The organism is Streptomyces sp. MK37H (assembly GCF_018035285.1).
Classification (GTDB): domain Bacteria; phylum Actinomycetota; class Actinomycetes; order Streptomycetales; family Streptomycetaceae; genus Streptomyces; species Streptomyces endocoffeicus.
Map to the genome: position 1 here is coordinate 1 of NZ_JAAAYH010000134.1, position 19,956 is coordinate 19,956.

Sequence of the window (19,956 nt, forward strand, 5' to 3'; positions counted from 1 at the left end):
CGGGCGCTGGTGGGGCGCAGGGGTGCCTGTTTGCCATGGACGCAGCGGGCGAGGTCGGCGAAGGCCGCTTCCGCCGCTTCCGCCCAGCCCTCGGTGAGCTCGTCGTAGTCGTGGTCGCTGACGTAGTCGACCGCGGCGTCGGTGAGGAAGGTCTGCGGGAGGTGAGGCCCAATGCCGAGGCGGCGTGCGTCCATCGCTGCCTTCAGTAGTGCCTTGGCAGCCGGTGTGCTGTGCTCGTAGCGGCGCAGCAGTTCGGGGGCTCCGGCGAGCTCCTGGGTGATTCGTCCGTGGGTGCCGGCTCGGGTGAGGGCGTCGGCCAGCAGACGATCGCCGTTCCGCGCGAGGGCGGCTGCGGTGTGCAGTGCTGCTTGGTCGAAGGTGTCGGGGACGGTGAGGGTACGTCCGGCGAGCAGTTCTCTGACCCGGCTGTGTGGGTCAGAGGAGCCGGGACGGGGCAGGGCCATGTACTGGTCGGCGTACTCGGGCCAGAGGGTGCCCAGAACGAGAACCGGTCGGCGGTCGGGACGGGTGAGGAGGGTGCGGATGGCGGCCGTGATCCGTTCACCGACCTGGGGGTCACCGAGGTAGTGCTGGGCTTCGTTGAGCCACACCACCGTGTGAGGGGTCACACGTTCGAGGTCGTCGAGCGCGGCTTCGGCCCGGGTGGGGTTGTAGGGATGCCACAGCCGCCACCGCTGGGCCGCGAGTGGCTGGACAGCTTCCCAGCAGGCTCTCGTCTTGCCCGTTGAGGAGGTTCCAACCAGGACCAGCATCCGGCTGTGACCCTGTGTGGCCTCGTCCACCACCTCGGCGAGAAGCCGGTCGTGGCCGCGCGGAACATAACCAGGCAGCACACGCTCCGGCACATCACCCAGCTGGTGCCCGCCGGAGGCCGTTCCGGCGGGATGGACCTCTAGGTCGTGAGGGTTCCACTCACCGATCGGCTTGCCCGGGCCCAGGTCCTCAACGAGTACGGGGCCGATCTCCGCGGCCGCGGTCCGCCGCAGGCCCAGCAGCTCCGCGTTCGGCAGACGCAGCACGCGGGCCAGAGCCGCGACCGTCTCAGCCGACGGGGCGGGCGCGCCGGCCCGGAACGCTTCCTGAACGGTGGTGCGGCCCAGTCCTGCTCGGCCGGCGAGCTGGGTCTTGGTCAGCCGGGCACGGGCCAGCCCGTCCGCCAGTTTCGCGCGCAGTTCGGTGAGCGCCAGCTCGCGCTCACCGTGTTCATCGTGCACCCGTCCCACTCCAGCTCTGTGTGTTCGCCAGTGTTCATCTTCGTCCAGACCGGACCCCGGCGAACACCGTTTCGGCGACCTTGGGGCACATCAACGCCCCACCATCTACAGGGAGTCCGCCGTGACCCGCCTTGCCGTTGTTCTGCTCACCACCGCGCTGGTCGTCTTGTTCGCGCTGCTGGCCGCCGTCGGCGCGGGCACGCTCGCCCGTCTCGACGGCGCCACCTACCCCGCCACCCTCATGCGGGCCGCCACCACATTCGCCACGGTCCTCACCCTCGCAGCCGCCCTAGCCGGAGCACTCGCTCAGTTCCTCTCCTAGACCCTCGTCAAGCCCGTTGCACCCGCGCATTCATGCCGGTCGGACGGGATTCCTGGACCTGGGTGCTGCCCAGGCCGGCGACCTGCTCCGCGAGTCCTTCCAGCTGGAAGTGGCCTGGAGGGCACCATCATCAACCGTCTGCTGGACATGGCCCAGCCGCCTTCCGCATCAGCCGCGCGTAGGCGTACCGGTTGCTCGCGTCGCCCGCGCTCTGGGCGCCATCCAGGCCGCCGTCACCGCCGGCACCGAGGTTTCCCGCACGCGAGACACCGACACGGCCGCCGCGGCCGCGCTCGACTACGGCCTGTCCCAGCGGGCCCTGATCGCCGTCTTCGGTCGCACGGCGACGTCGCGGAGCTCATCACCCGCCGCCTCACCACGCTCGCCCACAGCGGTGCGGTCGTCCGCCAGGGCGTCCGTAACGTCCGCACCGCCCCGCCCCGCCGCCCGAGAAACCGCCGGCGGATCCCAAGCTCGCCGAGCTGCGCCGCGCCGGCGACGACCTCGCCGCCAGCACCCACGCGATCGGGGAGCTGATGCTCGAAGTCGCCCCGGCCTACCTGTCCGACACCGACGCCGCCGACGTCCTGGCGCCGCTGTACGAGGAGATCGGCGAGGAACTTGAGCACGGTCTCGCCGCCCGCCGCTACGCCCTGTCCGGAGACTGCCGCGCCCTGCACGGCACCGTCCTGTGACCGCCACTGGGGCTTAGGACTCTGCGATGACCTCGTCCGCCTGCATGCCCTTCTGCCCCTGCACGGCAACGAAGGTCACCTTCTGGCCTTCCTTGAGGCTCTTGAAGCCGCTGCCTTGGATCGCCCTGAAGTGCACGAAAAGGTCCGGGCCACTTTCGGGGGTGATGAAGCCAAACCCCTTCTCTTCGTTGAACCACTTCACTGTGCCGGACTGGCGCTCAGACATAACGGCTCCCTTGAATCACGTGCTTCGATCGGGCGCACAGGACACCCGCCTGGCTGATCATCCCCCCTGGGGGAATGAAGGTCACGGAACCGAGAGGTCTTGTCTCAGGAGGGACGTGCCGCTGACCTGCGTCACGATGAAGTGCGTCGCGAGAACAGGTGAATCACCGGCGCGGACGGTTCGAACAGAGCGCCGAAGGCGTCCAGGAGTGACTCGGGGACATGGCTGGGGCGTGACGTGGTGTTGTTTCGCCTACGGAAGCGGCTGCGGTGGCTGCCCTGCCGGAAGAAGTCCAGCTCCCGCCAGCACTCATCCCACATACTGGGCGACAGCCGGCGCCAGACATGACCGGGGATCGGCTGATACTGGCCAGCGGCCGAAGTCGTTGTCGAGACCTGCGGGGTATCACAGATGCCCAGGAAGGCTTTGACGGTTTCGCGCCGTGCTGCCGTGAAGCCGAGATCGGGAAAGTACTCGCTTCGTGGGCTTGTCGACGGCGAGATCTCGCGGCAGTTCCTGAGCGCGTGGGCTTCGGTGCCCCTGCAGGTGGGATGGGCCGGAGACAGCCATGCCCGTGTGACGGCGCCGCCTTGACGGTGAGCCTCGGTGCGCAGCGCCTCCAGGCGGGAGCGAGGTTGTGCCGTGGAACCGATCTTGACGTACGACACAGTGCCTGTGATCGCGAGTACGTAGACGTGTCCGGTCCCTGCCAGCGCTTGCCTGGGCACTTGGTGCGCCTCGGCTGGAGGGACTGAAGACGCCCTGGCGGGGGCGTCAGCCAGTGGGGCGAGGTTCGCCATCTGGGCGGCGTACCGGGCCCGTCGCTGGGCGGTGAAGCGGGCGGGGTCGGCCGCCTTGATCTCCGGGACCTGCATAACAGGAGAGGAGACCGCGCCGCCGGTCAGTAGCGGGTGGAGCTGGTAGCGACCGTCCTCCAGGCCCCAGGCGAGCCCGCACTCGCGCAGTTCCTTGAAGCCGCGGTTCACGGTCGCCTTGCTCGCACCCAGCTCGGTGCACATCTCGTTCTGGCTGATCTCGGTGGTGCCGTTGCCCGGGTTGCTGAGGGAGAGCAGGACGTCCAGGACGCGGCGGCCGGCGCTGGAGACGGCGACCAGCGCCAGGAGGCGCAGGACCTCGCGGGAGATGGCCACGGGTGCCTCGGTCGGAGGGCTGGGGAGGTAAGAGCTGCTCGCGGAGTCTCACCACTTCCGATCAGGTCGACGTTGTATCGAGGATATGCCCGGCGAGGTCATGCGCTCGCCCTGCGTACCGGACGCCGCTGCCGCAGCGTGACGACCTTCTCCTTGCGACGGGCGGCCTCGGCGGCCTTCTTCTCCGCCGTCCGCGCCTCGCGCCACTCGGTGGGCAGTGTCATCGTCTCCGTGCCGTGCAGTGTCTGGCGCTCTCATCAGCGAGATCGCCGAGCTGGCCGATGAACTCGCGGTAGTTGTCGGGAGTCTCGTAGTCCTTGCTGGGTGGTCCGTCGATCCACTGCTGCCAGAGGCCGTCTGGGGTGAGGAACTGGGCGGCCTGGCCGACACCGAGCCTGGCGTCGAGCAACAGGAGCGTGCCGAGGGCGGCTGCCTGGTCGTAGTAGAGGTCGGGGCGGGGCAGGTAGCGGTGGAGGTAAGTGACCAGGAGGTCGGCGTCGGCAGAGGTGCCGAAGGTGGCGAGAGCGACGCAGTAGGCCTGCCCTGCGTAGGGCCCTTCGTTGGCGAGCAGGAGTTCGCCGAGGCGTCCGCGGAACTCGGTTCTGCCAGCAACGGCGATGAGCCAGGCTGCCGTCTTGCGCTCACGCCATCCTCCATCGAGCAGAATGCCCAGTTCACGGGTGCTGATCTGGCTGGCGGCCTCGCCCAGCTTTCGCGTGAACTTGCCGCGTTCGCGCCCACTCATGCCGAGAGGGCTGCCACCGAGTTTGAGGTACCGCCGATCGGGCGTGACGTAGCGGCGGATCAACTTGGGCAGCTCGGACTCTCCGTCAGCGTGGCGCATGGCGGCATCCTGTCGTGGACGAGGCCGTCCGACCAGTGATCTGGGCACTCCGGCAACTGAGCCGGTCGGCTCGTCGTGGGACTCGCCGAGGTCGTCAAGAAGGCTGGTGATGCGGTCGGTGATCCGCTGGTGGCGTTCGATCTCGCGATCTCAGCCGCGGTCCTGGGTGTCGGCGATCAGATGCCTTTCGACACAGAGGCGTTCCCGCAGCCGGGGCGCGTACTCGGGCGTGGTGATGAACTTCGCGCAGCTCACGTAGGGTCGCACGCGCAGGGACCTTCCTGGGGCAGACGCAGGCAGCGGCCAACTGGCCGGAGTCGCGGTGCTGGTCGCCATGGTCACCGCCGGCGCCTAGTGGGCCTCGTCCGGGGCCGCGGCAGGGGCACCTATCCGATGGGGCCCTACGGCCGGAGGGCGCAGTGGGGAAGCAGTCCGCGTGGCCGGGGAGCTGCTGAGGGCACGTTGTCCGAGGCCAGCGCCTTGCGGTAGCGCCCCCGGCGTCCGGCCCGGTGCGACCAGAGCCGCGACCAGGAGCGCGACGGGAGCCGCGACCGGAGGTGTGACCAGGAGCGCGACCAGAGGCGCGACCCCGCGCTCCGGCTCGCCGCAGCGCGGACCGGATGGTGCGGCCGGCCATCATCAGTCGGTTGTGCCGTCCCTCCCACTGACCCCAGGTGGCCAGGTCGGCTCCCACGAGGTGGTCGGCGATCTGCGTCAGAGTCAGCCACTCGGGGTCGCCATGCGCGGCGAAGGCATCCAGGCGCTGGCGGACGATCTGCGCACTGCCAACCGCCCGTGCGGTGGGTGGCGGGGCTGCGCACTCCGGCCGCGGCAGCGAGGCGACAGGAACCTGCCCGTTCGGTCCGGAAGAATCGAAGGAGGACACGGACGTGAAGCCTTCGCAGCCGTCCGCGTCCACGCGGGCCGAAGAGCCATGGGCTACGCCGTCCGTGTCCGCTCGGACCGAGGCCGCCTACCGTGAATCCGGCGCCAACCACCGGTGAACTCCGTACAACCAGTTCCGCCCTTCGACGGTCACACCAGATAACCCGCACCCGTCGACCGAGTGGGAGCCTCCGTGCCACACAGCTGCCGCATCCTGACGTACGCCATCGCAGCCGGCGCTGTGGCCACCGCCGGGTTGGTGTTTCCGTCCGGCGCCACCGCTGCCGCACCCCGTAGCGCCACGAGCGACTTCAACGGCGACGGCTACGCGGACCTCGCTGTCGGCGTCCCGGACGGGACCGTCGGCGGCCAGGCCAGGGCCGGGTATGTGAACGTCGTCTGGGGCGGCCCGCAGGGGGTCGGAGCCTACGGAAGCATCCGTGTCACCCAGGCCACTCCCGAGGTTCCCGGCACCCCGGAGGCGGACGACCGCTTCGGCGCATCCGTGGCCCTGGTGGACCTCAACGGCGACGGCATAGCGGAACTGCTCGCCGGTGTCCCCGGCGAGGACGTCACCGACCGCGGTACGGACGCAGGCATGGTCATCGCCATAGGCGGGTCGGCGGATGAGCCGGGACCGGGGGCGACGGTCCTGACCGGGCCGTCGCCGTCGGCCGCGTACGGCACATCGGTCGCGGCGGCCGAGCTGACCGGCGACGACAACAAGGAGATCGTGATCGGCGGCACGGACAAGGTCGTCGCTCGTGTCATCCAGGGCGAAGACAGCATGATCACCACCGTCGTCGCCGCCCCCATGGGCGGCCGCGCCCCCGTCCTGACCACCGGCGACTTCGACAGCGACGGCACGGCGGACCTGGCCGTGGCGTACTGGACCGCGGGCAGCCCCAACACGCAGTCTCATGTGCGCCTGTGGAAGTGGGACGCCGACCGGTCCGAGATGGCCAACTTCTGGAACACGGACAACGCCGGCGTGACCGCCCTGGCCGCCGGCGACTTCGACGGCGACGGCCACGACGACCTGGCCCTCGGCGAGTGCCGTGAGATCGCCGACGAGAACATCGACGACCCGTGCGGCCCCGAAGAACTCGCCAAGGGCGGCGGCATCTACCTCCACTACGGAAGCCCCGCGAGCGGCTCGTTCGGCAGCCGCACCCAGACTCTCAACCAGGACACGGCGGGTGTCCCGGGCGTGGCCGAGGACGGCGACCGCTTCGGCGCCGCCCTCGCGGTCGCCGACGTCAACCGCGACGGTCGCGACGACCTGATCGCGGGCGCTCCCGGCGAGGCCATCGGAAGCAAAGCGGGAGCGGGTGCCGCCTGGCTGCTCTCCGGCAGCGCTCAGGGCCTGCTCGACGCAGGCGGCGCTGCCGCATCCGTCTCCTGGAACCAGGACACGCCCGGTGTCCCGGGCGTCGCCGAGGTGGGCGACACCTTCGGGGCGGCGGTCGCCTCGGGTGACTGCGACGCCGACGGTGTACCGGATGTCACGGTCGGATCCCCGGGCGAGAACGCCTCCCTGGGCGCCGCATGGCTCTTCCGCAGCGGCTCGGCCGACGGCTCGGCGGCCTTCTCGCCCCGCACGCTCGGCCTCCCGTATCTGTCCACGGCTCAGAAGTACGGCAAGCCGCTGAGCAGCCGCTGAGTGCGCCCTACGGTCGTCGTACCCACCCCCGCAGCGTCGGCCCGCCCGCCGGGCGACGGGCCGACACCTCCCTGCTCGGAGCACTCGATGTACGCCTCGACAGCCGCCCGACGCAGAGGCGGTGGCAGACCGCGCTCCGCGGTCTGCCCGTGAGTTCCTTCGTTGCGGCCGACGTCAGCCGCATGAGGCCCCCCTTCGTGATGGTCGGCCCCGCTGCCCGGCATCCGGGCCCCGCCACGAGCAGCAGCGGTCACCGGGGCAGGCTCTGCGTGACGCGCCACCGGCGGCAGTGTCCTTGCCCGGTGGGACGACGACGTCCTCGCCGTGTCCGGCCCGAACTCGTCGGTGCCGGGGGGCCATGGGGCGGATGGCCGCCGACATCTCCCGCAGCGTGACGGGCCGGTTCCGGTCCATGCCGACGGCACGGTGGGCGGTGCCTTTCGGGCCCACCGGCGCCGATTCCTGGTCGGCCTGCCACTGCTCGCCGCCATGGCGGGGACGGGCCTGCCCTTGGCGTCTTATCCCTGGTCACAGTCGGGTTAGCCGGATGTTAGCGGGACAGCAGTGTTGCGGTAGCGGCCCCGGTCAGAGTTGTTGTCGTACCGAGCAGACCATGACACCGACCGCTCTGGGGGACCCGAAATGCGCTCCAACACCAGCGCCCGCGTCGCCCGCCGTCGCACCCTTCGCGTCGCCGCCGCGGTCCTGACCGCGGCGGTCGCCCTGACCCTGACGGCCTGCAACGGCTCGGACACCGGCGACTCGAAGTCCGCGGGCCAGGCGGACACGGCCCCGGCCGGGTCCGGCGGCTCCTCGGGTTCCTCCGGCGGTGCGCAGGGTTCCGATGCCAAGGCCGAGGGGGGCTCGGAGGCGGGCACCGCGCAGGATCAGTCGGGCGGCGGGCAGGCCGCCACCGAAGGCGGCGGCAGGGCGCACGCGGGCGTCGAGCGCTGCCGCACCGAAAACCTGGAAGCCGCGTTCGCCACGGGTGAGGACGCGCTGCCGGTGCCGGAGGAGGGCGCGGAAGGCGCGACGACCGCAACCATCGCCCTGATGAACAAGGGTTCCTACTCCTGGCGGATCGGCGGCTTTCCTGGTGTGGATCTGACCTCGGTGAACGGCGGCGAGCGCTGGTCTCTGGTCCGTTCCTCGCAGAAGTGGAGCTCCGTGGAGGTGGAGGCCGGCCAGAGCACCGAGTTCACCCTCAACCCCGCCTTCACCAAGGAGGAGGAGGGTTTCTACCAGCCGGCCTGGGCCGAGATCACCGCCCAACGAGACCAAGGCCCTCAAGATCGAGTGGCCCTGGGAGACCGACACCCTCGTCGACCAGCGCAGCGCCACCCACCCCGGCACCTTCGTCAACCCCATCGGCTGACCAGCGCCCAGCTGGGCCATGAAGGGTCCACTGCCCCGTTGCCCTGGTGAGTGACGCACCAGGGCAGCGGACTATCCGCTCCACGGCCCCGCGCCCCTTCGTGATCGCTGCCGACGTTCTTGAGGGCGGTGAGGTCTATGGCGGAGAACGCGCCGTCGTGGATACGCAGGCGAGGCGGTCGGTGTGCAGGACGTCGAGCACGTCGAGGATGTGTCCGGTGGACGGTGTCGCCTGGCCGCGCGCAGTCGATGAGCGCGCGGAACTTCGGCCGCTGGAGAGGGTGGACGCCTGCAACACCCACACTCGCCCGCTGAACCCGACGCCCGGCCGCCCTGGATGTACGGGGCATGGCAGACCGGTGTCAACCCGGAATCCATCCACATGTTCCGGACGCGCCGGGCATTGCGCTGGCGCCGTGTTGCCGGGAAAGCAGTTGTTTAATTCACCATTAAATTTCTCACTATGAGATCCGGTCATTCTCGCCGGTTATCGTCCACCTTGTTTCCTGCGCGTCCTGGACGCTGAGGTCGCACCGGGCTGTACCGCAGAGGCGAGGCCCGCGGGGGCGAGCGGTAGGTGAACTGGTGCGGGGCCTGGCTCGGAGATGCTGCCTGCGTCTTGCCGGGCCCTGCCCGGGTGGTAGTCGGCGGCCGGTGGGCTGATGGCTTTGTGTGCGGCACCGTCTGGTTCTGCACTGTAATTATGTTATGACTGTGAGTTTTCGGCCATTGTTGCTGCAGGGGTCCGCGTGAGCCTTGCGAAGAGCGACTGAGCCTCGGGGCGGTCTCGGGTTGTGACTCGCTCATGCGTGCGACCTGTGTTGATGTGGCATCCACCTGTTCGGTCGAGTGATGCGGTCGCTTGTGAACGGATTCGAGCGATGCGAAAAGTAGTACGACACTCGCACGCTTTTAGTCGTTATTTGACATGATCATCGCCGTGAATCGGTGATGTGGAGATATGTTCGTGTGGCGATCGCGAGCACGACAGCGCTGCATCCGGGGGGAATGCGAAAGGTGCTTCCTCCGTCATGCCTGCATGGCTCATGTCATGCGCAGGACACGGGAGATGAGAATGCACATGCACCGGAAAGCCGTTGGTCTCGTCGCTGGGGCCGTACTGCTGGGATTCGCCGGCGCGGTCCCGGCCCACGCCGAGGGCAGCCGCACCACGTACTTCACCGGCTGGCACCCCGGCAACGAGTCCTCCCGCTGGAATGACAACAACACCGACGGCGTCAGCACCTCGGTGACGCTCAGCGGCTGCCACACCGACGGCGCCAACGGGTTCCAGAAGGCCAACCTGAAGCTGTGGAAGAACCGCGACCTGCTGCCCGACGACGACAAGGGCACCCGCAGCAACAGCTGCGGCAAGTCAGCCTGGGGTGACCAGTCGTCTGGTAAGTACTACTTCGAGCTCTTCAGCTTCACCACGGGCGGCACGATGAGCGCCAACAAGGTGGTCATCGCCTACTAGAACCCGAAGACAGTACGGCACGTCTTCACAGGTGCCCGGGCGCAGGCGGGCTCTGCCTGCGCCCGAGCACCTCCCGCTCCGCTCCTCACTACAGCCTCCTCGGGGTCACCCTGGCGGCGGATTGTGCGGCTCATGGCCTTGGAATTCCGCGGTGTCTCCTTCCGGTACAACCGGAAGACGACCGTTCTCGACAGCTTCGACCTCCGCGTCAGCAGCCCGGCAACGGTGCTGCTCGGCCCGAACGGGGCAGGGAAGTCCACGCTGATGGCGCTGGCCGCTTCCCAGCTCAAGCCCCTGGACGGCACGGTCACCTGGAAGGGCCGCAACCCCACTGTCCGCAGGGATGTGACGGCGTATCGGAAGGCAGTGGCCTGGCTGCCGCAGCACATCACGCCCATGCCGGGGCTGACCGTGCGGGAGCAAGTCGCCTACGCCGGCTGGCTCAAGGGCATGAACCGCACGGATGCCTGGAAGGCATCGGCCACCACGCTCGGCCGTGTCGGCCTGGACAAGCTCGCCGACCGCCGCAGCCACCAGGTCTCCGGCGGCCAACTGCGCCGGATGGGCATCGCCGGAGCCCTCACCCACCACAGCGAGCTCATCCTCATGGACGAGCCGACCGCGGGCCTGGACCCGACCCAGCGCAAGGTGTTCCGGTCCTTACTCGAGCAGCTCGCCGACGACGTGCACATCCTCGTCTCCACCCACCAGACCGAAGACCTCGCCGACCTCTACCAGCACGTGATCGTCCTGGACCGGGGCACGGTGCGCTTCCACGGCACCACCGCCCAATTCCACGCCATGGCCGACAACGCCGACAACGCCCAAGGCCCTCGCGAACGCGCGGAAGCCGCCTACACCCAGCTCGTAGGCGAGGAGATCTGACCCGTGCTGCTCCGTACCGTCGTCCGCGTCTCGTCCGGCACCCGTCTCCTGCCGTTTCTGGCCGGCTTCATCGTCATCGCCCTCGGTGACAACTTGTCCGAGTGGGTCACGCCCCACTACTGGCTCTCCGCCACCGGCACCGCGAGCCTGGCCCTGTCCTTCGTGGGCCCCGCGTGTGCCGGAGCCGGGGCCTGGGAGGGAAGCCGACTCAGGCGCGCACGCATCTCCGACCAGAACGCGGTCCGCTCGCCGCTGGCCATCGCCTTCCCCCTCCTGCTGCCGGTGTTCGTGATGGGCCTGGTCGGCATGACCGCGGCCCTGCTCGTCTCCGCGGCCGCCGCCGACGTCGGCATCGGCATGCCCAATCCCGGCATCCTCGCGGTCGAAGCAGTGCTCCTCGCGGCCAACACCCTGGTCGGCTTCGTCCTGGGCCGCCTGTGGGCTCCGATCATCGCGGTGCCGGTCACGCTGATCGCGAGCTTCGTCGCCAACGCCTACCCGGTCTCCTGGAGCATCGTGTGGATCCGGCACCTCGTGGGCGGAGGTCTCCAGGACTGCTGCACGCTCGACCAGAGCCTGGACGTATGGGCGCTAGTCAGTGCGGGAGCATTCGGTACCGGGGTCTGTCTGTCCGCCGCCGTGCTCATCCAGTACCGCAAGGCCGTCCCCGCCATCGTCGCCGCGGCCGCGCTGCTCGCCGCAGGGTTCGCAGGCGGTGCCGCCTCCGCCCACGGCATGGGGGCCGACCCGGTGACCTCCCGCCCGACCAGCGACCTGGAGTGCGACCACGGCCAGCCCCGCATCTGCCTGTGGCCCGAGATGGACGACCGAGCCGGGATGGTCCGCACAGAGTCACGCAAGGCCGTCGCAAGGCTCCACCGGGCCGGCGTCGCGGTGCCCGCCACGCTGACCATGGCCGACCGGCCAGGCTCCGAGGAGACCAAACTGGCCATTGAGCCCGGCGTCAGTGCGCTCGGTGTGCCCACAGGCGTGGCGGCAGGACTCCTTCCGCAATCTCCTGCCTGCGCGTACAACGGAGAACGCTACCCAGGCGCCGACGCCTACGGCCCCGTCGGAGCGTGGCTTTCCCTCACCGCCGGTGCCTCACCCCGCACCCTCACGAACCGGGTCGCACCGCCGGAACTGGTCCTCGCTCAGCATGTCCTCAAACAGTCCCGACAGGCCCAGCTCGCCTGGTACGAGCGCAACACTCGCGCCATGCGATCATGCAACGTGCGCCCCCAGCTGAGCATCGACGGGAGCCGCGGATGATCTGGTGGCTGAAAGCCCGCGCCGTACCCGCACTGACGGTGTCCCTCGTCGTGACCAACGCGGTGGGATTGCTCATGGGCAACGCCGAACTCCCTGTGCCTGTGCTGACCGGCCAGTCCGGACACTTCCTTGTCGGCCACCTCATCACACTGCTGCCCGCGGTGATGCTGCTCTACGGCATGGGACGCGGCGACCTACGCGTCGAAAGCGTCGCCTGCCGTCCCGTGCGGAGGTGGGACGCCGCACTCGGCTCGGCGGTCGCCGCCACGGGGGCAGGGACGGCAGCCCTCTGCTACGCCCTGGGGGCTGACAGCATCGCCTTGGTACTGGGGCGCAACATCGCCGGATACGTCGGACTGGCGCTGCTGCTGTTTCCCTTCCTCGGCCACCGCATCGCGGCTGTCACCGTCGCCATCGTGCCCCTGCTGTGCGCGGCGGCCGGCTGGAGGAGCGGAGGGCGCCCCGAGCCATGGGCCTGGATCCTGTATCCCGCAAACTCCCTGGTCGCCCCGCTCATCACGGCAGCCATCGTCCTTGCAGGCATTCTCGTCTGCCTCACACGACAGGACCCTCTGCGGTCCACTCACTGAGGAACCCATCAGCACAGCTGAACCCGGCTACTTGGGATCGCTGGCGAGCCGTTCTCCTGCCGGTGGTGCGGCCCGGGTCAGGTGACGCGCGCGGTGGGTTCACCGCGCAGCAAGTCGGGGCAAGCGTCGGCGATCGCGAACGCCCGCCTGAGCCCCTCTACCAGCGCCCGGCCGATCTGGTAGAGCCGAGCCCGCTCGTCCCGCTGGAGCAGCCGGGACGCGCCGACCGGGCGGATGCGGCGCTGTACCGCCGGGATGCTGGTGAGGGTTCCGCCGATCTTCGCCTTCGTGATCGGGGTGGTCGGGTGGTCGGCGAAGTACTGCTGCACTTCGTCGAACGAGGCGGTGCCGCCCAGGTCGGTGATCCGGCGCAGCACCGCGCGGGCCCCGGGTATCAGGGAGGCGATCATCCGGAACAGTGCCTGCTCGCTCCAGCCGTCCCCGATGTCATCGTCGCCCAGGTCCTGCGGGCCGGGGCGTGGGTCGACGGGCGGTGGTTCCGGCCAGTCGTCGGGGGTGACGGGGCGCAGTCCGTAGGCGGCCTGCACGGCGGCAATCGCCTGCTCGTAGGTGTCCGTCTCGGTGTCGATCGTCAGCCGCACGACGCTCCCCTTCGTGATCGCTGGCGGCATTCTTGCTCAGGACGGTGGTGTGCCTGCTCTGCACGCCGGGCTTGAGGAGTTGTGGAGGCAGCCACCCGTGGGGGTGAATCCCCTCAGGTGAGGCCCTGCGGTAGCCGGGCCCGGCCACGGTGGTGGGCATGACGATGATGATGCGCCGCTGGTCCACTGTCGTGGCCACCGGGCTGGCCACGAGCAGTCTCCTCGCCTTCGGCTCACCGAGCTGGGCCTCCTCCAGCACTCCTACCTCGGCTACCGCTTCCGCCGAGCTCCCTGAACCCCCGGCCGCCGACGAAGCACGGGCGGAGCTGGAGGAGCTGACCGTCGTGCCGGGCGAAGTTCCCGCGCTGGATCATCCAGCAGGGCACCTGCGACACGCGCGAGGCCGTGCTCCAGCGCGAGGGAACCGATCTCACCCAGGACGGTCAATGCCGCGCGACCTCCGGGCACTGGACCTCGCCGTACGACGGCGTGACGGCCGACTCGGCTGCCCAGCTCGACATCGACCACGTCGTGCCACTGAAGGAGGCGTGGAGGTCCGGCGCGTCGGAATGGAGCACCGAGGACCGCCGCGCATTCGCGAACGACCTCACCCATTCGCAGCTGATTGCGGTCTCCGCCCGCTCCAACCGGTCCAAGGGTGACAAGGATCCGGCGAGCTGGCAGCCCCCCGCTGGCCAGCTACCGATGCACCTACGGCCGCGCCTGGGTCTCGGTAAGCACGTATACGGTCTGACCGTGGACCCAGCGGAACGCTCGGCCCTGGACGGCATGCTCGCCACCTGCGCCTGAGGCAAAGCCCCGGTGAGCAAGAGGCAGTGTCCACACTGTTCTCCGGCGCTCGACGATTACAGCGCCTTGCGTAATGCCCGGTTGATCTGGGGGTCTCGTCCTGGGCGGTACGGGGCGATGGGGAGGTAGCCGCTGTGTCGGTAGAGCGCGAGGGCTGCCACGTTGGCCACGCCGGTCTCCAGTTGCATGTGCGTGTATCCGCGAAGACGGGCGTCGGTCTCGAGGCGAAGCAGGAGTTCTCGGCCGAGTGACTGGCCGCGGGTATCGGGGTGCACGTACATGCGTTTGACTTCGGCGGTGCTCGCGTCCAGGGTGCGCCATCCACCGCAGCCGGTCGGGCGGGTGGTGACCTCCCGGGCGAGGAGGAAGAGGCCTTGGGGCGGGGTGTAGTCCTCGGCCGGGGTATCGGTGGGATCGTCGGCGTAGCCGTACATCTCCAGCTGGGTGGCGTGCAATTGCCGGAGGAGCTGCTGTACATCGGGGTTGTCATAGCGAGCAGGCGTCACCGTCCACGACCGGGGCGGCTGGGTGCGTGTCGGGCGAGTCATGCCTCTGATAGTCCCCGGTCGACGGCAGCGACGGTGGAGGTCTTCGAGGGCGGCACGAGCAAGCCGCCGCGGAGCAGGCCCGCCGGGATGCTGCCGGTACGGCTCTCAGGAACGGACGGAGCGCGAGCATCAGGCCGTGACCGCCGCCGCGGTTTGCCAGGTGCTGCCGTGCGAGAAGGGGGGCGGGACCGGCAGCCGGGCGCTGAATCGATCCGGCCTGCCGCCCGGCCCTGGGTAGCCTGCTCGAACCCCAGGCCGAGCGCGGCGGCCATCTTCTTGAACGTCAGCACCGGCTTGGCCGCGCGAGTGCTAACGCTGCGCGCGACCAGCAGCAGCGCGGCCTCCAGCCCGTCCAGGTCGACGCGGGCAATTCGCAGGCGCGAGCGTGGCGGCGACGTTCTCCGCGCGGTCTTCCGGGACTCGGTCCTCCTCGCCTGAGCCCTTCTACCAGCGCCCGTCGATTTCCTCACCGGACCTTCCACACCGATCTTCTCGAGGTCATCTATCCCGAGGCTGAGCGGCTCGGTTACGGCGTGCTGCTCTCCTCGACCACTCACGGCCGGGCAAGGACAAGGCCGTCGAGGCGCTGCTCGGCTACCGCAGCGGGGTGGTGCCCCCTGCACCGGAGAGGACGAGCTATACCCCGCTCTTCGGCGCCTCCGGCGGCTCACCTTCGCCTGCGCGGAGAGGCCAACGCATGCGGCCGGGTCACCGCGCAGCAGGTCAGGGTGGGGTTCGGCGATCACGAAGGCCCGCCCGAGTCTCCCTCTGGGCTAGTCCTGGTCCCAGGGACTCGGGTTCTATACGGGCGTGATCGGCAGTGGAAGATGTCAGGTACCCCGTGGCCGTTACTTTTCCCTGGCGGGCATAGCTGTTGCTCGACGGACGCAACGCTGACAGAGTGATGAGATGAAGTCTGCGGCTATCTTTGATTTGGATGGCACATTGGTTGACCGTGGCTTAGCCTATTTTTCTGCGGAGCGCGATACTCTTGCCCATTTCGGCTACGAGGGTTTAACTGCGGCCGACCACTCCTTGCTTACCGGAATGGGAACGAAGGAGATGTGGGAGGAGATTACTGTCACCCGGGGAATGGATGTTTCCCCTGCCGAGCTTTTGGAATGCAGTAATCGCTTCTACCTCCGTCGCGTGAGAGAAGGCGTTCGAGTATTTTCCGAGGTGGTAGAGCTCGCCCGCCTACTGAGGGACGCTGGCTTTGCGATAGCTGTGGCATCAGGGTCGTCTCAAGAGGTCATTCAAATCGTCCTGTCCTGTGCGGGACTGGATGATCTCTTTCCCGCCCGGGTATCTGCCGAAGAAGTACAGCAGGGCAAATCTGAGCCGTTCGTCTTCTTGGAGGCCAGCCGTTTGCTGTCGGTGGAACCTGATCGGTGTTCGGTCGTCGAGGATGCCTCCGTAGGGGTGGAGGCTGGGCTGCGGGCAGGGATGCGGTGTGTGGCGGCAACGGCCGCTGCTGCGCTCACGCATCCACGTTCCGCTTGTGCGGGGCAGCTGTTGCTTGCCGAACGCGAGATCTTGGACGCCCGGGCGGTCTTGCGCTGGATCGCCCAGAGGAGTCGTCCGTCCGAGCATGATGGATAGCTGACTTGTCGATGACAGGGGAGAGTCTGGCTCAACTTGTCAGCCTGCCTGTTGGTGATCAGACGACTGGGGGTACATGTGCGTTCATGGTTTCCGGTATCGAGTGGGCGGCGTTCCTCCCGTCGGCAATCTTGCTTGCTGCTACGCCGGGAGCTAATCAGATGTTGATCCTGCGTAATGGGCTACGCCACGGTCCGCGTCCGGCGATCAGCGCTTCCATCGGACGCTTTACCGCGTTCGCGCTGATGGTGGTGGCGGTGGCAGCTGGGCTGGGTGCTGTACTGACCGCTTCTGAGGTGGCCTTCAACGCCCTGCTGGACCCTGCGGCCCCCGAGCCGGTGATCACCGGCGTCCTGGACTTCGACCGCACATGGTTCGGAGATCCGGCCGCTGACTGGACCATCCGCATGGCGACAGCCAAGGCGGACGAGCGCGAAGCGTTCTGGGAGTCCTACGGAGTGCTGGACCGCTCGCCCGCCGCGATGTGGCGGGCGCGGGTCTACGAGGCCCGGCACCTGGGCGCGATCCGCCTTGAGTGCCACCGGCTGGCCAAGGCGGACGCGGTCCGCGAGAGCTACGGCGCGATGGCCGAGGTGCTCGCCGGCCTGACCTGACCGGGCCCGTTCGGGTGCGGCTTGACGTGGATGCGGATCTGCCGCAGGAGCGCGTCGGCCCGCTCCTCGACCTCGACGGCGTCCGGGCCGGTGACCACGAAAGACCCCAACCGGTGGCAGTTGGCGCCCGGCTCCTGGACCGGGCCGCCGATCAACGCCCGCAGACGGACGAACGGCACGCCCGGCCCCACTGTCGGGAACCCGGAGAGCGACGTCAGCCGTCCGCCCCGTCGTTGAGGGGCGGGCCAATGGCCGGTCCGTCCCTCTGCCTCACTCGCGCGAGCTACCGCGTCATGCGGGTGCCTCGCTGGCCGAAGGTGCTACCTCCTCGCTCTCGTGGTGCTTCACGGGTTCAGGCGTGGCAGCCGGTGGAGCGAACATCAGCCGTAGTCCGAGAGTGGCCGCGAGCGGGCCCAGGGCGCACATCGCGGCGGCGCTGACGAAGGAGGCGCCCAGGTTCCCCGCGTCATAGCCGAATCCGCCGAAGTACGTGGCGAACGTCGACGCGAAGCCGAAGAACATGGCCGGGATGAGAGCGAACGGCTTCAGTCGGCCGGTCGCCAGCAGGGTCCCGTTGACGATGAAGATCACCACGCCCAGCGCCAGGGTCTGGGCGAACTCCCCGGTGCCGAACATCGTGCCCGTCTCCCGGTTGAGGAGGACGGCCACCACCGCGAACCCCGCCCCTGTCGTGGTGGCGGTGATCATTGAGATGGCGTTGGCGATGCTCGGGCCGCCCTGCATGAACGTTCCTGCCCAGGTGATGAAGATCGCCCAGGTCGGCATGTGGAGCGGGCTCAGGAGCAGGAAGACGGTGGCGAAGGCGATGATCGAGGCGCTGACCTCGTGCGGCAGTCTGCCTTTCATGGCTACGCCAACCCGCCCGGCTTGGCCAGCAGTTCCTTGATACCCGTGTCGATGAACTCGGTGTCCTTGGGACTGCTGCCGCCGCCGGCGAAGTGGCCCCAGATGCCGGGGATCACGCGGAGCTCGGCGCCCGGTATGTGGCTGACGGCCCAGGCCTCGTCCTCCGGCGGGAAGTAGAGGTCCTTCTCGGCAGGCATGTCGAGCGTGGTCGCCTTGATGGAGCCCAGCGCGGCCTCCGTGTGTCCGTCGAAGCCGGGGGTGAGTCCGACGTCGCCGTTCTGCCAGGTCCAGAGCATGGTGAGGAGGTTGTTGGGGTCGCGGCCGTCGAGGAAGAAGCCCTCCCAGAAGCCGACGAGGAAGTCCTCCAGGGAGGTGTAGCCGAGCTTCTCGTACTCCTTCTCCCAGTAGAACGCCTGCGAGAAGCCCCATCCCGCGTACACCCGGGCGAGCGCACGCAGTCCGGTGGTCGGCCACTTCTCCGCGTCGTACCAGCCGCCGTTGAAGACCGCGTCGGCGGTCAGCGCGGCCTTGACGCCCTCCAGGAAGACCTTGTTGTGGAGGCTGGTGCGCGGGGAGCCGCAGAAGGGGGCGATCCGCTCGACCATCTCCGGATAGCTGACGGCCCACTGGAAGGTCTGCCCGGCGCCCATCGACCAGCCGGTCACGAGCGCGATCTTCTCGATGCCGAATACCTCGGTCACCAGCTTGTGCTGGGCCGCGATCTGGTCGTACACCGTGATGTGCGGGAAGCGGGCGCGGTCGTACGGCGGCGGGGTGTTGCTCGGGGAGGTGGACAGGCCGTTGCCGAGCATGTTCGGGACGATGATGAAGTACTCGGCCGGGTCGAGGGCCATGTCGGGGCCGATGAGCCACTCGTTGTCCCAGTGCCGGCCGGAGTACCAGGTGGGATACACGATCGCGTTGGACTTGTCGGCGTTGAGTTCTCCGTACGTCGTGTAGGCCAGGTGGGCGCCGCGCAGGGTGGCGCCGTGCTGGGTGGTGAAGTCGCCCAGCTGGAAGGTGAGATGTTCGCTCATGAGGCTGCCTTTCAAGGTCTTTCGGGACGTTCGGAGCTCTGAGATCTCGTGGCCTTCAGGACGTGACGGCGCACTGACCGCGGTCGGCTTTCCTCGGCCCTTCGGCCGTCGGCCGGATGTCGAAGTCGAAGATCGCCGTGGGGAGGTAGAGGGTGCTGCACGCGTTCGGGATGTCCACGACGCCGCTGAGCCGGCCCTCGATCGGGGCGGAGCCGAGCAGGAGGTAGGCCTGCTCGCCGCTGTAGCCGAAGGTCGTGAGGTAGTCGACGGCGTTGAGGCAGGCGTTGCGGTACGCCATCGTCGCGTCGAGGTAGTGGTTGGAGTCGGTGTCGTGGTCGACGGAGATGCCCACGAACGAGATGAACTCGGTGTACTGCGGCGCAACGTTGCCCGGCATGAAGATCGGGTTGGTGGTGACCCCGTACTTCTCCATGCCGCCCTTGATCAGATCGACGTGCAGGTCGATGTAGCCGCCCATCTCGATGGCGCCGCAGAAGGTGATCTCGCCATCGCCCTGGCTGAAGTGCAGGTCACCGCCGGAGAGCAGGGCGCCGGGGACGAGGACGGGGTAGAAGACCCGGGAGCCGCGGGTGAAGTTCTTGATGTCGTGGTTGCCGCCGTTCTCCCTGGCCGGAACCGTGCGGGCGCCTTCGGCGGCGACGCGGAAGGCGGCCTCGCCGGTCGCCGTCCCGGCCAGCGCGTTGTCGGCCAGCGGGGGCAGGGCGAGCGCTGGCACGCGGTGCGGGTCGGTGTCGATGAGGGCCTGCTCGCGGGCGTTCCAACGGGCCAGCAGTTCGGCGGAGGGCGCGGTGCCGAAGAGACCGGGGTGGGTGATGCCGGTGTAGCGGACGCCGGGGATGTGGCGTGAGGTGGCCTGCTGGCCGTGGAAGTCCCAGACGGCCTTGTACGAGTCGGGGAAGCGGTCGGTGAGGAAGCCGCCTCCGTTGTTCTTGGCGAAGACGCCGGTGTAGCCCCAGCCCTGCCCCGAGCCTTCGCCCTCCGACTGCGGTACGGGGCCCAGGTCGAGGATGTCGACGACGAGCAGGTCGCCGGGCTCGGCACCTTCCACCGCGATGGGGCCGCTGAGCATGTGGGCGTGGGTGAGGTCGACGTCGCGGACGTCGTTGGCCGAGTCGTTGTTGCCGATCTGGTTGTCGGTCCAGTCCCGGCACTCGACGCGGAAGTCCGAGCCCGGCTTCACGGTGACGGCGGGCGGGATGTCGGGGTGCCAGCGGTTGTGTCCGGGGACCTTCTGGT

The 19,956-nt window shown here is 68.8% G+C and carries 21 protein-coding genes and 1 pseudogene; 11 read left to right on the forward strand and 11 right to left on the reverse strand.

Going from position 1 to position 19,956, the window contains the following annotated elements; all coding sequences use genetic code 11:
- Window positions 1-1,235, reverse strand: a 1,235-nt coding sequence (locus GWI24_RS19975; protein ID WP_210947292.1) for a helix-turn-helix domain-containing protein, incomplete at its 3' end; no start/stop codon positions are given.
- 121 nt (window positions 1,236-1,356) lie between these two features.
- On the opposite strand from GWI24_RS19975, the gene GWI24_RS19980 reads away from it, so the two are divergent.
- Window positions 1,357-1,557 (forward strand): hypothetical protein, encoded by a 201-nt coding sequence (locus GWI24_RS19980; protein WP_308343807.1) that lies wholly within the window; start codon window positions 1,357-1,359, stop codon window positions 1,555-1,557.
- A 536-nt stretch (window positions 1,558-2,093) separates the two neighbouring features.
- Window positions 2,094-2,252 (forward strand): hypothetical protein, encoded by a 159-nt coding sequence (locus tag GWI24_RS19985; RefSeq protein WP_210947293.1) that lies wholly within the window; start codon window positions 2,094-2,096, stop codon window positions 2,250-2,252.
- 13 nt (window positions 2,253-2,265) lie between these two features.
- On the opposite strand, the gene GWI24_RS19990 is transcribed toward GWI24_RS19985, so the two are convergent.
- The 4 genes from GWI24_RS19990 to GWI24_RS20000 all read right to left on the reverse strand — a co-directional run bounded on the left by GWI24_RS19990 (window position 2,266) and on the right by GWI24_RS20000 (window position 4,473).
- Window positions 2,266-2,478 (reverse strand): cold-shock protein, encoded by a 213-nt coding sequence (locus GWI24_RS19990; RefSeq protein ID WP_210947294.1) that lies wholly within the window; start codon window positions 2,476-2,478, stop codon window positions 2,266-2,268.
- A 131-nt stretch (window positions 2,479-2,609) separates the two neighbouring features.
- Window positions 2,610-3,629 carry a hypothetical protein gene (locus GWI24_RS45355; protein WP_247616617.1) on the reverse strand — a complete coding sequence of 340 codons (1,020 nt, stop codon included), beginning with the start codon at window positions 3,627-3,629 and terminating at the stop codon, window positions 2,610-2,612.
- Between the two features lie 98 nt (window positions 3,630-3,727).
- Window positions 3,728-3,853 carry a hypothetical protein gene (locus GWI24_RS46265; protein WP_281790258.1) on the reverse strand — a complete coding sequence of 42 codons (126 nt, stop codon included), beginning with the start codon at window positions 3,851-3,853 and terminating at the stop codon, window positions 3,728-3,730.
- The gene (locus GWI24_RS20000) at window positions 3,850-4,473 is read right to left on the reverse strand and encodes a DUF6000 family protein (RefSeq protein WP_210947295.1); all 624 of its coding nucleotides are present in this window, start codon (window positions 4,471-4,473) and stop codon (window positions 3,850-3,852) included. The genes GWI24_RS46265 and GWI24_RS20000 overlap by 4 nt, the downstream gene beginning before the upstream one ends.
- Window positions 4,474-5,551: 1,078 nt before the next feature.
- Here GWI24_RS20000 and GWI24_RS20005 point away from each other — a divergent pair.
- The 6 genes from GWI24_RS20005 (at window position 5,552) to GWI24_RS20030 (ending at window position 12,619) form a co-directional block, all read left to right on the forward strand.
- The gene (locus GWI24_RS20005) at window positions 5,552-7,021 is read left to right on the forward strand and encodes an FG-GAP repeat protein (protein ID WP_308343809.1); all 1,470 of its coding nucleotides are present in this window, start codon (window positions 5,552-5,554) and stop codon (window positions 7,019-7,021) included.
- 642 nt (window positions 7,022-7,663) lie between these two features.
- Window positions 7,664-8,446 (forward strand): DUF4232 domain-containing protein, encoded by a 783-nt coding sequence (locus GWI24_RS20010; protein WP_247616618.1) that lies wholly within the window; start codon window positions 7,664-7,666, stop codon window positions 8,444-8,446.
- Window positions 8,447-9,476: 1,030 nt separating this feature from the next.
- Window positions 9,477-9,872 (forward strand): hypothetical protein, encoded by a 396-nt coding sequence (locus tag GWI24_RS20015; protein WP_210947296.1) that lies wholly within the window; start codon window positions 9,477-9,479, stop codon window positions 9,870-9,872.
- A gap of 132 nt (window positions 9,873-10,004) precedes the next feature.
- A complete protein-coding gene (locus GWI24_RS20020; protein ID WP_210947297.1) occupies window positions 10,005-10,757 on the forward strand; it encodes an ATP-binding cassette domain-containing protein in 753 nt (250 codons plus the stop codon).
- A gap of 3 nt (window positions 10,758-10,760) precedes the next feature.
- On the forward strand, window positions 10,761-12,029 hold the full coding sequence (locus GWI24_RS20025) for a hypothetical protein (RefSeq protein WP_210947298.1): 1,269 nt from the start codon (window positions 10,761-10,763) through the stop codon (window positions 12,027-12,029).
- The gene (locus tag GWI24_RS20030; RefSeq protein WP_210947299.1) at window positions 12,026-12,619 is read left to right on the forward strand and encodes a hypothetical protein; all 594 of its coding nucleotides are present in this window, start codon (window positions 12,026-12,028) and stop codon (window positions 12,617-12,619) included. Before GWI24_RS20025 ends, GWI24_RS20030 begins: the two co-directional genes overlap by 4 nt.
- Window positions 12,620-12,696: 77 nt before the next feature.
- Here GWI24_RS20030 and GWI24_RS20035 read toward each other — a convergent pair whose 3' ends face one another.
- Window positions 12,697-13,221: a hypothetical protein gene (locus GWI24_RS20035; protein ID WP_210947300.1), complete on the reverse strand. Its 525-nt coding sequence runs from the start codon at window positions 13,219-13,221 to the stop codon at window positions 12,697-12,699.
- A 405-nt stretch (window positions 13,222-13,626) separates the two neighbouring features.
- Between GWI24_RS20035 and GWI24_RS46575 the strand changes: the two genes are divergently transcribed.
- Window positions 13,627-14,031, forward strand: coding sequence for an HNH endonuclease family protein (locus tag GWI24_RS46575; protein WP_308343810.1), 405 nt, complete (start codon window positions 13,627-13,629; stop codon window positions 14,029-14,031).
- A 56-nt stretch (window positions 14,032-14,087) separates the two neighbouring features.
- On the opposite strand, the gene GWI24_RS20045 is transcribed toward GWI24_RS46575, so the two are convergent.
- Window positions 14,088-14,579 (reverse strand): GNAT family N-acetyltransferase, encoded by a 492-nt coding sequence (locus GWI24_RS20045; RefSeq protein ID WP_210947301.1) that lies wholly within the window; start codon window positions 14,577-14,579, stop codon window positions 14,088-14,090.
- Window positions 14,580-15,488: 909 nt separating this feature from the next.
- On the opposite strand from GWI24_RS20045, the gene GWI24_RS20050 reads away from it, so the two are divergent.
- Together GWI24_RS20050 and GWI24_RS45365 are read left to right on the forward strand one after the other, a co-directional pair.
- Window positions 15,489-16,181: an HAD family phosphatase gene (locus GWI24_RS20050; RefSeq protein ID WP_210947302.1), complete on the forward strand. Its 693-nt coding sequence runs from the start codon at window positions 15,489-15,491 to the stop codon at window positions 16,179-16,181.
- An 86-nt stretch (window positions 16,182-16,267) separates the two neighbouring features.
- Entirely contained in the window at window positions 16,268-16,795 is a 528-nt protein-coding gene (locus GWI24_RS45365; RefSeq protein ID WP_374103320.1) for a LysE family transporter, read from the forward strand.
- Here the strand turns inward: GWI24_RS45365 and GWI24_RS20060 are convergent.
- The 4 genes and pseudogenes from GWI24_RS20060 to fmdA form a co-directional block, all read right to left on the reverse strand.
- Window positions 16,756-17,016: pseudogene (locus GWI24_RS20060) on the reverse strand (hypothetical protein); the annotation flags it as partial. The gene GWI24_RS45365 and the pseudogene GWI24_RS20060 sit on opposite strands and share 40 nt — an antisense overlap.
- 70 nt (window positions 17,017-17,086) lie before the next feature.
- Window positions 17,087-17,662: a DUF1097 domain-containing protein gene (locus GWI24_RS20065; RefSeq protein WP_210947304.1), complete on the reverse strand. Its 576-nt coding sequence runs from the start codon at window positions 17,660-17,662 to the stop codon at window positions 17,087-17,089.
- A 2-nt stretch (window positions 17,663-17,664) separates the two neighbouring features.
- The gene (locus GWI24_RS20070) at window positions 17,665-18,699 is read right to left on the reverse strand and encodes an alpha/beta fold hydrolase (RefSeq protein ID WP_210947305.1); all 1,035 of its coding nucleotides are present in this window, start codon (window positions 18,697-18,699) and stop codon (window positions 17,665-17,667) included.
- A gap of 55 nt (window positions 18,700-18,754) precedes the next feature.
- Window positions 18,755-19,956 (reverse strand): formamidase (gene fmdA / locus GWI24_RS20075; protein WP_247616620.1); only part of this gene is annotated, 1,202 nt, incomplete at its 5' end.